This window comes from Vibrio sp. M260118 (assembly GCF_036533755.1).
Lineage (GTDB): Bacteria > Pseudomonadota > Gammaproteobacteria > Enterobacterales > Vibrionaceae > Vibrio.
In genome coordinates, this window is record NZ_JATABG010000045.1 from 1 (window position 1) to 13,762 (window position 13,762).

Sequence of the window (13,762 nt, forward strand, 5' to 3'; positions counted from 1 at the left end):
GACGATTTTCCATCACCCCTTTTTCCAATTTAAATGATGGAATGCCGAAAGTGAGCAGGCCACCAATCTCTGGGTAACGGTCAAATACTACCGGCTTAACACCGTTTCGGACTAGGATATCCGCGGCTGCAAGACCAGCTGGTCCTGCGCCGATAATCGCGACCTTCTTATCTGTCCATTCTACTTTCGACATGTCTGGTTTCCAGCCCATTTCGAAAGCTTTGTCAGTAATATATTTTTCAATGTTGCCGATTGTGACTGCGCCGAAATCATCGTTAAGCGTACATGAACCTTCACATAGCCTGTCTTGAGGACAGACTCGACCACAAACTTCTGGCAAGCTGTTGGTTTGATGAGAAAGCTCTACCGCTTCGAGAATACGTCCTTCATTAGCAAGTTTCAGCCATTGAGGAATGTAGTTATGTACCGGGCACTTCCATTCACAGTAAGGGTTACCACAGTCCAAGCAGCGATCCGCTTGGGCAGTCGCCTGTTGTTTAGTAAAGGGTTCATAAATTTCGACAAACTCAATCTTTCGTATTTTGATTGGTTTTTTTGCAGGATCTACACGCTGCACATCGATAAATTGGTATACGTTCTGGCTCATGATTCAAACATCCTCCATGACTTACTGGACTTGAACGCGCAATTCAGCAGCGCTGCGACTTTGGTGACCAAGCAGAGTGTTTAGATCTGCGGCTTGCGGTTTCACCAAGTAGAACTTTGGAATCCATTCATCAAAGTTCGCCAATATATTTTCTGCGTGAGTAGAGCCCGTCTCTTCGAGGTGTTCTGCGATTAGTCCACGTAGGTGCTCTTGATGGATATAGAGTTCTGACAGCGCAACTGCTTCAACAGACTCTTTATTGACTCGGCCTTGGAAATCCTCATTCTCATCCAGTACGTAGGCAAAACCACCAGTCATACCCGCACCGAAGTTCACGCCTGTTGCGCCGAGAATGGCGACGATACCACCTGTCATATATTCACAAGCATTATCGCCTGCACCTTCTATCACAGAGATGGTGCCAGAGTTACGCACCCCAAAACGTTCACCTGCGGTACCTGCTGCGAACAATTTACCGCCGGTTGCACCATACAAACAGGTGTTGCCTATGATGGTTGCTTCATTACATCTAAAGGCCGTACCTTGGTGAGGCTTGATAACGATCTTGCCGCCAGCCATGCCTTTACCGACATAGTCGTTGGCATCACCCGTTAGGTAAAGCTCAACACCGCCTGCATTCCAAACGCCGAATGACTGACCCGCAGTACCATCTAGATGGAGCTTAATCGGTGTTGCCGCCATACCTTGGTTACCGTAGCGTTTAGCTATTTCACCTGAAAGGCGAGCGCCAATAGAGCGGTCCGTGTTAATGACGTTATAGAAGAGATCTGCCCCTTGTTTGGCTTCCACAGCCGCTAAGGTATCTTCTACGATCTTTTGGTTGAGCTCTGCTTTGTCAAACGGAGCGTTTGGCTCAGTCCAATACAGTGGATGGTTTTGTGGTGAAACTGGCGCTTCTAGAATGCTTGAGAGATCAAGCTTACTTTGTTTAGCTGTCATGCCCTCAACCGCTTCAAGTAAGTCGGTTCGGCCAATTAGGTCAGTCAGTTTTTCAACACCTAATTCGGCAAGCAATTCGCGTACTTCATCAGCAAGGCCAACAAAGTAGTTCATTACCATTTCAGGAAGACCTTTGAAGTACTCTTTACGTAAGGTGGCATCTTGCGTTGCAACACCGGTCGCACAGTTGTTTAAGTGACAAATACGTAAGAACTTACAACCCATAGCAACCATTGGTGCGGTACCAAAACCAAAGCTTTCTGCACCTAATATCGCTGCTTTTACTACGTCTAGTCCTGTTTTCAAACCACCATCAACTTGAAGGCGGATCTTATGGCGAAGGCCGTTGGCAACCAGTGCTTGCTGGGTTTCAGAAAGGCCAAGTTCCCACGGGCTACCCGCGTATTTTACTGAGGTAAGTGGGCTGGCAGCGGTACCACCATCGTAACCAGAGATAGTAATCAAATCGGCGTAGGCTTTAGCGACACCTGTTGCAATAGTGCCAACACCGGGCTCTGAAACTAGCTTTACCGATACCAGTGCTTTTGGGTTGACTTGTTTAAGGTCAAATATCAGCTGGGCCAAATCCTCAATAGAATAAATATCATGGTGAGGAGGAGGGGAGATAAGTGTTACCCCTTGAACCGAATAACGCAGCTTAGCGATCTCAGCGGTGACTTTGTGGCCTGGTAATTGACCACCTTCACCCGGCTTAGCACCTTGGGCGACTTTAATTTGCAGTACATCAGCGTTGGTTAGGTAGTGAGGTGTCACACCAAAACGGCCTGACGCAATTTGCTTGATACGAGAGTTACGCTCTGTACCAAATCGACGCGGGTCTTCACCACCTTCACCTGAGTTGGAGTAGCCACCAAGTCGGTTCATTGCTGTTGCCAAGGCTTCGTGGGCTTCTGGGCTTAGTGCGCCAATCGACATCGCTGCTGAATCAAAGCGTTTGAATAGCTCTGTGCTTGGTTCAATCTTTTCTAGTGGCAGTGGCGAGTCTGACTTCTTCAGCTTCATTAGGTCGCGTAGCATTGCCACTGGGCGATCATTAACTTGCTGAGCAAAGCTCTTGTAGTCTGAGGTATCGCCCGACTTAACTGCAGTTTGCAGCGTACCAACCACATCTGGGTTGTAGGCATGGTACTCGCCGCCATGTACGTATTTAAGCAATCCGCCATGTTCAATCGGCTTACGTTTTGTCCATGCTTTGCGAGAAAGGTTATAGAGGTCTTGTTCGAAATCTTCAAAGTTGGCACCTTGAATTCGAGTTGTTACACCTTTGAAGCAGAGATTGACGACTTCTTGGTTTAGACCTACGGCTTCGAACAGTTGTGAGCAGCGGTATGAGGCAACGGTAGAGATGCCCATTTTGGACATGATCTTATACAGGCCTTTGTTGATACCGTATTGGTAGTTCTGCATCACTTCGCGATAGCTTTTGTCGATGCCACCTTCGTCGATAACTTTGCCTAACGCTTCATAAGCAAGATAAGGGTAAACTGCGGTCGCGCCAAAGCCTAGCAGTACCGCAAATTGGTGAGGGTCACGAGCTGTTGCCGTTTCAGCAATGATATTGGCGTCACAACGTAAATTCGAGTCAACTAGGCGGCTTTGCACCGCACCCACAGCCATAGCCGCAGGGACAGGTAGCTTGCCTTTCTTGATGTCACGGTCGGTCAATATTAGCAGCACTGTGCCTTCGCGCACTGCCTCTTCAGCTTCATCACAAATACGTTCTATCGCTTGTTCAAGCGAATTAATCATTGGGTCGTAGTTGATATCAAGCTGTGTTGATTGGTAGTGCTCGTCATCAAGGTCAAGCAACTGTGCCATATCAGAGTAGAGCAGTACTGGAGAGTCAAAGGTGACTCGGTGAGCGTGACCGTCGGTTTCGCAGAACACGTTCATTTCTTGGCCAATGCTGGTGGCAAGTGACATCACATGCTTTTCGCGTAGTGGGTCAATCGGAGGGTTGGTCACCTGTGCGAACTTCTGACGGAAGTAGTCCGTCACCAATCGAGCTTTGGATGATAGCACCGCCATTGGGGTATCATCGCCCATGGAGCCCACTGCTTCTTGGCCCATATCGCCAAGAACGCGAAGCACCTGATCGACTTCTTCGTTGCTCATCGCGAACTGCTTTTGGTAGGTTTTCAGTTGGTCATCGTCGAAGTTACGTTCGCCAACTTGATCTTCCGCGAGCTGTGAGAAAGGCGTCAGTTTATGGACGTTATTCTCCATCCACTCTTTGTAAGGATGACGGCCTTTAAGATCGCTGTCGATCTCGCTAGATTGCCATAGTTTGCCCAGGCGTGTATCGACAACGAGCAGCTCACCCGGACCGACACGGCCTTTTTCTGCAACTTCATCTGGTGCGTAGTCCCAGATACCCACTTCGGATGCCAGTGTGATCAGTTTATCTTTTGTGATCACATAGCGGGCAGGGCGCAGACCATTTCTATCTAAGTTACACGCGGCGTAACGACCGTCAGACAATACTATCCCCGCAGGACCATCCCATGGCTCCATGTGTTTGGAGTTAAAGTCGTAGAAGGCGTGCAGATCCGGGTCCATATCAGGGTGATTTTGCCATGCAGGCGGAACGAGCATGCGCATGGCACGGAAGATATCCATCCCGCCAGCCAAGAACAGATCGAGCATATTATCTAGGCTCGAAGAGTCAGAGCCCGTTTCATTGACGAATGGCGCTGCGGTCTGTAAGTCTGGTAGCAGTGGGGAAGCGAACTTGTAAGCGCGTGCCCGAGCCCATTGTCTATTGCCTTGAATGGTGTTGATTTCACCGTTATGGGCAAGGTATCTAAATGGTTGAGCCAATGGCCAGCGCGGTTGAGTGTTGGTTGAAAAACGCTGGTGGAACAGACAGATCGCAGACTCCATGCGAAGATCGGCGAGATCTAAGTAGAAGCGCGGCAGATCGGCAGGCATACATAAGCCTTTGTAGACGATCACTTGTGTCGACAGGCTACATACATAAAACTCACTGTCATCGGAAATTTGTTTTTCGATGCGTCTGCGCGCTATGTATAAGCGTCGCTCGATATCACGTTCGCGCCAACCTGCTGGTGCTGAGATAAAAACTTGCTGAATATTTGGCAATGAATCAGCGGCAATAGGGCCTAACACTGCTGCATTTGTTGGCACTTCACGCCAGCCCGAAATTGTCAGTGTCTCTTTGGCAAGTTCTTGATTGATAATGTCTTTTGCGGATTGGGCTTTAAGTGGATCTTGATTAAAAAAAATCATTCCTACGGCATATTGCTTGCCGAGTTTAAAACCGTTTTCTTCAGCGATAAGACGTAAATAGGAATCAGGCTTTTGCAGTAAAAGGCCACAGCCATCGCCGGTTTTTCCATCTGCGGCGATACCGCCACGGTGGGTCATTCTATCAAGTGCTGAAATTGCGGTGCGTACTAGTTTGTGGCTAGGCTCACCTTCCATGTGTGCAATTAAGCCAAATCCACAGTTGTCTTTCTCCAGACTAGGATCATATAAAGCCATTGCAATTCTCCCTTTGCTTATCTGCCATCCCGACAGAACTACCAACATCAAAAGGGTTGGTATGTATGACTAACTATGCGTTCTAATTGTTATTTTTTTGGATGAATATGCAGGTTTAACCCACTATTAATTTAACAAAAAGCGATAAATTAATTTTCATCGACTTCACAACGTATAGCTAATTATGTAAAAGGTCAAGTTCTTGGTGGAAAATCACGCAAATATGCGATTTACCGTTAAATTAACTAAATTAGTCTATTTAATTCAGCGACTTAGAATCTGGGTTGTTACATAACTGTAATAAGGGCTGGCATCAAGAAAGAAAAAAGACCAGCACAATGTACTGGTCAACTGGAAATGTTTGGAAGGAATTTATAGTGTTCACGACTCTCAGCGAGATGTCAGCACACCTCGCTGAAAGGTGACAATTAAGCAGAAAGCATTAGTGAATTTGCTTTTGCTTCAAGGTTTGAGTTACCCATTAGGTAATCATCAATTGCGATAGCACATTCGCGGCCTTCGTTGATACAACGTACAACTAGAGACTGACCTGTACGCATATCGCCGGCTGCAAACACACCTTTTTGGTTAGTAGCGAAACCTTCGGTTGCTACATTGCCACGCTCATCGAGTTTGATATCTAGCTGGGCTAGTACACCAGTTGGTTCTGGGTGTAGGAAGCCCATCGCTAGGAACGCCATATCACAAGGAATGACACGCTCGCTGCCTTCAACTTCTTTGAAGCTTGGGCGTTCACCTGGTTTAGCGTCTTCCCATACGATATCAGCCAGACGTAAGCCTGTGACTTCACCTTTATCGTTACCGATGAACTCTTTAGTCAGGATATTCCAATGACGATCGACACCTTCTTCGTGAGAAGTCGAAGTACGAAGAATCATTGGGTACTGAGGCCAAGGCATATTTGCCGGGCGCTTCTCTGGTGGAATTGGCATGATTTCCACTTGAGTAACGCTTGCGGCTTTATGACGGTTTGACGTACCAACACAGTCAGAACCTGTATCACCACCACCGATAACCACAACATGCTTACCTTTAGCGTGAATCTCTTCAGTTTTAAGATCCATGTTGTTTGCGCGGCGGTTGTTTTGACCTAGGAATTCCATTGCGAAGTGAACGCCTTTAAGCTCACGCCCCGGAACCGGTAGGTCACGCGGTACAGTAGAACCGCCCGTTAGAAGCACCACATCGAACTCTTGACGTAGCTGCTGCGCATTGACATCAACACCGATGTGTTGGTTTACCTTGAATTCAACACCCGCTTCAGCCATGAGATTGATCTTACGATCAATCACATCCATACCCAGTTTGAAATCTGGGATACCGAAGCGCAGTAGACCACCGACTTTCTCATCGCGCTCAAATACCGTCACAGAGTGACCGGCACTATTTAGCTGTTCAGCGGCAGCAAGACCTGCAGGGCCACTGCCGATGATTGCGATAGTTTTACCAGTGCGAGAGCGAGGTGTTTTTGGCTTTGCGTACCCTTCACGGTACGCAGTTTCAACAATCGTCTTCTCGATGTTACAGATGGTGATTGGATCTTGGTTGATGCCAAGTACACAAGCACTTTCACATGGCGCAGGACATACTCGACCCGTAAACTCAGGGAAGTTATTGGTTGAGCTTAGAATGTTCCAAGCCTCTTCCCAGCTGTCACGGTAAACCGCGTCGTTGAATTCTGGGATGATGTTACCAATCGGACAACCGTTGTGACAGAAAGGAACACCACAGTCCATACAACGTGAAGCCTGAGTATTGATCTTGTCGCCAAACTCTTCGTTCAGAACGAACTCTTTGTTGTTCTCAATACGAACTGATGGATCGATCTTGCCTGGAAGCTCACGACCATGCTCTAAAAATCCAGTAGGCTTACCCATTATACTGCCTCCACTTGTTCCGTTTGTGCCTGCTCAGCTTTACGCTTTTGAAGTACCGCTTTGTAGTCACGCGGCATTACCTTAACCATAGAGGCTAGGCTTGCTTCAAAATTGTCTAGGAAAGATTGAGCAACTTCACTTCCTGTGAATTCAACATGCTTAGTTAGCATCTCTTTCAGTAATTCGCGATCTTCCGCTTCGATTGGATCGAGGTCTACAAGCTCTGGGTTTAGCTTAGTTTCAAAGTCGCCTGACTTATCCCAAACGTAAGCGGTACCGCCACTCATACCTGCCGCGAAGTTACGGCCTGTTGAACCCAGGATGACAGCAATACCGCCAGTCATGTATTCACAGCCGTGGTCACCAACACCTTCGACAACCACTTTCGCGCCTGAGTTACGTACACAGAAACGCTCACCAGCCATACCACGAATGTAAGATTCACCCGATGTTGCACCGTAGAAACATACGTTACCGACAACAATGTTATCTTCAGCAACGATGGTTGATTTCGCATCTGGGTAGAGTACTAGCGTACCGCCAGACAGACCTTTACCCCAGTAGTCATTCGCATCGCCTTCCACTTCGAACTTAACACCCTTCGCAAGGAATGCACCGAATGACTGACCTGCGCTGCCTGTAAACTTAACGTTCATTGGTTGTGGCAGACCTTGGTCTTTGTAAATCTTAGAGATTTCGTTCGACAGCATAGTACCCGCAGAGCGGTCTGTGTTGATGATCGGGAACTCAGCATTCACTGCTTCGCCCTTCTCAAGTGCTGGAGTTGCAGCTTGGATCAACTTGCGGTCAAGAACATTCTCTAAGTTATGATCTTGTTCTGTCTGGTTGTATACACCATCTTCTTCACGCGCTTGCTCGATATGGAGAACAGGCGTTAGGTCTAGATTCTTATACTTCCAGTGTTTGATGTCTTCGCGAACTTTTAGTTTCTGCGATTGGCCGACCATCTCGTCGATAGTACGGAAGCCAAGCTCAGCCATGATTTCACGCAGACCTTCAGCCATGTATTGGAAGAACGTCACTACGTCTTCTACGCGGCCATCAAAACGCTCACGTAGCGTCTTGTTTTGAGTTGCGATACCAACAGGACAGGTGTTCTTATGACACTTACGCATCATGATACAACCTTCAACTACAAGCGCGGCTGTTGCTACACCCCACTCCTCAGCACCGAGTAGCGTTGCTACTGCAAGGTCACGAGGCGTCTTCATCTGACCATCAGACTGAACGACAATACGGTTACGTAGGCCATTCTTTAGCAGTGTTTGGTGTGTTTCTGCCAAACCAAGTTCCCAAGGAAGACCTGTATGGCGGATTGATGACATCGGCGATGCACCTGTACCACCATCGAAACCTGCGATTAGGACAACGTCAGCTTTTGCTTTCGCTACACCTGATGCGATGGTACCGACACCCGCTTCTGATACTAGCTTAACGTTGACGCGACCAGCGCGGTTAGCGTTCTTCAAGTCGTAGATTAGCTGAGCCAAATCTTCGATTGAGTAGATATCGTGGTGTGGCGGTGGCGAGATAAGACCAACGCCCGGAGTCGAGTGACGAGTTGCACCGATCCAGTCATCCACTTTATCACCTGGTAGCTGACCACCTTCACCTGGTTTCGCACCCTGAGCCATCTTAATCTGGATTTCATCAGAGTTAGTTAGATAGTAAGAGGTTACGCCGAAACGACCAGATGCAACCTGTTTGATTGCTGAGCGTTCCCAGTCGCCATTCTCTTTACGTTCGAAACGAGTAGGGTCTTCACCACCTTCACCTGAGTTCGATTTCGCGCCAATGCGGTTCATCGCGACAGCTAGCGTCGAGTGGGCTTCGTACGAGATAGAGCCGAATGACATCGCACCAGTAGCAAAGCGCTTCAAGATGCTCTCGATTGGCTCTACTTCTTCTAGCGGGATTGAACCTGCTGGGTTCTTAACAAAGTCAAGCTGGCTACGTAGTGTTGCCGCGTTGTCACCTTGGTCATCGACGGCTTTTGCATACTGCTTAAATTGCTCGAAGTCTTTGTTACGAGTTGATTGTTGCAGTAGTGAGATAGTTTCAGGGTTGAACAGGTGTTTTTCACCACGCTGTTTCCACTGATAAACACCACCGACATCAAGAACCTGCACAGGGATTTCACGTGTTGGGAAACCGATACGGTGACGAACTAGCGTCTCTTTTGCAATGTCATCAATGGTTAGACCTTCGATACGAGAAACCGTGCCTGTGAAGTACTTGTCAACCACTGACTTGCTAACACCAAGTGCTTCAAAGATCTGTGCACCATGGTAAGACTGTAGTGTTGAGATACCCATCTTAGAGAAGATCTTCAACAGGCCGCCGTTCACTGCTTTACGGTAGTTGTCGAATAGCTCTTTGATGCTTGTTTCTGGATCGAGCTTCTTAGTGCGCTGTAGCTCAACCATAGTTTCGATAACTAGGTATGGGTTAACGGCGTTTGCACCATAACCAACCAAGGTTGCGAAGTGGTGTGTTTCACGCGCATCACCTGTCTCAACCACGATGTCACACTTAGCACGTAATCCTTTACGGATTAAGTGGTGGTGAACTGCGCCAACTGCCAGCATTGCTGGGATGGCTGCGTGGTTAGAGTTAACGGCACGGTCAGTTAGTAGGATGATTGAGTAACCATCGATAACCGCATCTTCCGCGTACTGACAAATACGCTTCAGAGCACGCTCTAGTTTGCCTTCGTCTTCGTTTGCTTGGAATACGATATCGAGTGTCTTTGCTTGAAGGTGCTCATTGTCGATCGCACGCAGTTTCTCTAGCTCTGAGTTTGAAAGAACTGGAGACTCAAGCTCAACTTTTTGACAGTGCTCTGGTGACTCAGCAAGTAAGTTCTGATCTTTACCTAGGTAAGTGTTCAGAGACATAACCATGCGTTCACGAATCGGGTCGATTGGCGGGTTGGTTACCTGAGCAAACAACTGTTTAAAGTAGTTAGATAGGTGCTGAGATTGATGTGACAGAATCGCAAGCGGCCAGTCAGCGCCCATTGCAGAAAGTGGCTCTTTGCCGTCTTTCGCCATAGGTACGATGATTTCGTTTACTTCTTCTGAGCTAACGCCAAATGCTTGCTGCTTGTGCAGTAGTTTCTCTGGAGATGGCTGGTTAAATTCGTTTTCTGCATCAGGTAGCTTGTTAAGGCTAAGCAGATTCTCTTCAACCCACTTCTGGTATGGCTGTGCAGAGGCAATACCATCTTTCACTTCTTCATCAGAAATGATGCGGCCTTGCTCTAGGTCAGCAACGAAGATACGACCTGGTTGTAGACGACCACGGAACTCAACGTTCTCTGGTTCAATCTCAACTACACCAGACTCAGAGGCCATTACCAAGAAGTCATCTTTAGTCACTGTGTAGCGAGAAGGGCGCAGACCGTTACGGTCAAGAGTTGCACCTACTTGAACACCGTCAGTGAAACAAACAGAGGCAGGGCCATCCCATGGTTCCATTACGTTCGCGTGGTATTGGTAGAACGCACGACGGGTTGGATCCATGTTTTTGTTTTCTTGCCATGCTTCAGGGATCATCATCATTAACGCATGTGGCAGGCTACGACCAGATAGAACTAGGAGCTCTAGTGCCATATCGAAGTTAGATGAGTCTGAGCTGCCTTCTTGACAGATAGGCAGTAGCATGTCGATTTCAGCCTGAGTGAACAGATCTGATTCGATGATTGCTTCACGGGCTTTCATCCAGTTCAGGTTACCGCGAACTGTATTGATTTCACCGTTGTGAGCAATATAACGGAAAGGCTGTGCTAGACGCCATTTCGGGAATGTATTGGTAGAAAAACGAGAGTGAACAAGCGCAAGTGCCGTCACCATCGTAGGATTCTGTAGATCGAGGAAGTACTGAGGTACCTGCTCTGTGGTGAGCTGACCTTTATACACCAGTGTCTTGTAAGACATTGAGTTGATGTAGAAGTCATCACCAATATTCGACACGCTTTCGAGACATACGCGAACGGTGTAGTTACGTAGTACGTATAGTTTGCGTTCTAGCTCTTCAGGTGTAATACCTGGGCCACCAGAAATGAACACATGCTCAAATTGTGGCTCAGTGCTTAGTGGGTCAGCACCGATCATTGAGTTGTCAGTTGGTAAAACGCGGTAACCGATAACATCTAGCTCGAGACGTTTCGCGTTACGTTCTAATATGTCGCGACACTGAGCACGTTTGTGTTCATCCTTAGGGAAAAGAACAACACCAACGCCATACTTCTCAAAAGAGGGCAACTTAATACCAAGTTTTACCGCTTCTTCTAAAAGAAATTCATGGGGCTTTTGTAACAAGATACCAGCACCGTCACCGCTACATGGATCACAACCTTGACCGCCACGGTGTTCCATGCGCGCAAGCATGTCTAGTGCTTGAGTAACGACTTCGTGAGATTTACGGTTTTTAAGGTGAGCAACAAAACCGATACCACAAGCGTCATGCTCCAGTTCCGGAGTATATAGACCTTGGGCATTTTGCTCTCTATCTACCATAGATACATCCTTCCAGTTCAAAAGGCGCAGATAATCTGCCGAAGCAAGTTCTGCGTCCTGTCCTTTATAGTTTTGATTCGAAGCCAGCCTAGGTTGGCGACTTTGATTCCTTTCCGTATCTCGCAGAAAAATATTGCGAGAAAAACAATCCTTGGTGGAATCCCATTTTTTAATATCACAATCTAGTGATTTATATAGGTGGGAGAGGGATAACACCGACGTTTCACCGATTTTTATGTAACTAAAATCACAAAAAAGCAGTAAAATCTGTAAGTATCCTACAATTTACTGCTGATAAAATGCAATCAAAACTCGCTCTTGTTGCCCACTTTTTTCGTCGTTGAAATGAATAATAAGTTTAACTTTTGCGTAACAAATCGTCTGAAGCACGCTATTTCTGCATGTTTATTGATATTGCTTAAAGCTTTGAATGTTTGAAATCGCTAGATTTTGCCCAGCAAATATTTTCAGAAATGTAATTAAATTACATTGATCTTAATGAGAACTATTTAGATCTGTGTGAGGGCAAACAATGCAGCTTCATCAGTTGGTCAATACAATTGGCCAAGATTTACAACGACGCTACGGCGAAAAAGTGCATAAGCTAACACTGCATGGTGGTTTTAGCTGTCCTAATCGTGATGGCACGATTGGCCGCGGTGGCTGTACGTTTTGTAATGTTGCCTCGTTCGCGGATGAAGAAGCGCAGGTTAAGAGTATTAATGAGCAATTGACCGATAGAGCGGGTGAGATAAATCGCGCCAAGCGCTACTTAGCTTACTTTCAGGCATACACCAGTACTTATGCAGAAGTGCAAGTGCTAAAAAATATGTACGAAGAAGCTCTTAAAGCAGCTGACATCGTTGGTTTATGCGTTGGCACTCGTCCTGATTGTGTGCCTGATGCCGTGCTAGATTTGTTGTCGGGCTATGTTAAACAAGGATACGAAATCTGGTTAGAGCTAGGTTTGCAAACTGCCAATAACCAAACCTTGAAACGAATTAACCGTGGCCACGACTTTGAGTGTTATGCAGAGATCACTAAGCGTGCGCGTGAGCTGGGTATTAAAGTGTGTACTCACCTAATTGTCGGCCTGCCTAAAGAGACTAAGGCTGACAATCTAGATACTTTGGATAGGGTTCTCGCTGTGGGAACTGATGGGATCAAGTTGCACGGCCTACATATTGTTGAAGGCAGTACCATGGCGAAAGCTTGGAAGGCGGACAAGCTTGAAGCGCCTGAACTGGATGATTATGTGGACATCGCTAGTGAGATGATTCGCCGCACCCCTCCTGAAGTGGTTTATCACCGAGTATCCTCTGCGGCTCGAAGACCAACGTTACTTGCTCCACTCTGGTGTGAAAATAGATGGCTAGCAATGACTGAAATAGGCCGAGCCCTTGATCAAAATGGTCCTCAAGGTTCACTCATTGAACAGCCGTTTATTTATACTAAACCAAGATTAAAGGCTGCTTGTTGAGCAATAAGCTGATATCTTTTGTACAGTTTGATAGAAGGCAGTGCAATAGGTTTGAGAAGTTAGATGGAGCAAGTATTAGTTTGGTTGTGGGACTCCTCCCATGGGCATGGATTTGATCTTGTCATTATTCTGCTCTCGATTATCGCCGTGGGTGCTATCTCTTCTCGTTATCAAACTCAGTTGACTCGATTACTAAAAACAGCCCCTAGCGTACTGTTGGTTGTCGACAGCAAAACGGGCGCTCTTAAGTTTGCTAACGTTAAGGCCAATCAAGTCCTTGGCGTTAGAAAAGTCGGCAAACACTATATGTTGCCAGAAGTGGTTACACCCCAGTTTATTCTCTCTATTATACCTACGACCTCGGAACAATCCTTTTCTGAACAAAAGCTCAGTTGGCCAGTTGGTAGCAATCGAGTCATTACGCTAAGTGTTACCGGCCGAAAAACCATTTACCGCCGCCGCTCGGCTTGGCTACTCTACTTGACTCCTTATCAGGCGACTGACATTGAACTTAAGGAGCAGGTCAACTCGTTGTCGATGATTAAGAGTGCCTTTGATAATTTGTCTGAATTGGTTGTGATTAAAAATAGTGCCGGAGAAATAATCTCAAGTAACCGAGCCTTCCAACGCTTTTGGCAAGGGAGAGAAGATGAGGGGGCTGAAGATATTAAAGGCATTATTAAAGGCAGGACGAGTAAACGCTGGTGGACGGTCAATCCAGATGGGAAGAGCTGTTTACTTGAAACCTATC

At 46.9% G+C, this 13,762-nt stretch carries 5 protein-coding genes and 1 pseudogene; 2 read left to right on the top strand and 4 right to left on the bottom strand.

Annotated features, from left to right (window positions below; translation table 11 throughout):
• The 4 genes from QTO00_RS04880 to gltB (QTO00_RS04895) form a co-directional block, all read right to left on the bottom strand.
• Nucleotides 1-607 (bottom strand): NAD(P)-binding protein (locus QTO00_RS04880; protein ID WP_331423350.1); only part of this gene is annotated, 607 nt, incomplete at its 3' end.
• 21 nt (nt 608-628) lie between these two features.
• Nucleotides 629-5,092, bottom strand: coding sequence for a glutamate synthase large subunit (gltB, locus tag QTO00_RS04885; protein WP_331423352.1), 4,464 nt, complete (start codon nt 5,090-5,092; stop codon nt 629-631).
• 428 nt (nt 5,093-5,520) lie between these two features.
• Nucleotides 5,521-6,990: a glutamate synthase subunit beta gene (locus QTO00_RS04890; RefSeq protein WP_331423354.1), complete on the bottom strand. Its 1,470-nt coding sequence runs from the start codon at nt 6,988-6,990 to the stop codon at nt 5,521-5,523.
• On the bottom strand, nt 6,990-11,531 hold the full coding sequence (gene gltB, locus QTO00_RS04895; protein ID WP_331423356.1) for a glutamate synthase large subunit: 4,542 nt from the start codon (nt 11,529-11,531) through the stop codon (nt 6,990-6,992). Before gltB (QTO00_RS04895) ends, QTO00_RS04890 begins: the two co-directional genes overlap by 1 nt.
• Before the next feature lie 532 nt (nt 11,532-12,063).
• Here gltB (QTO00_RS04895) and QTO00_RS04900 point away from each other — a divergent pair.
• Nucleotides 12,064-13,011, top strand: a complete 948-nt coding sequence (locus QTO00_RS04900) for a TIGR01212 family radical SAM protein (RefSeq protein ID WP_331423357.1) — start codon at nt 12,064-12,066, stop codon at nt 13,009-13,011.
• Nucleotides 13,012-13,074: 63 nt separating this feature from the next.
• Nucleotides 13,075-13,762 (top strand): annotated as a pseudogene (locus tag QTO00_RS04905) (PAS domain-containing protein); the annotation flags it as partial.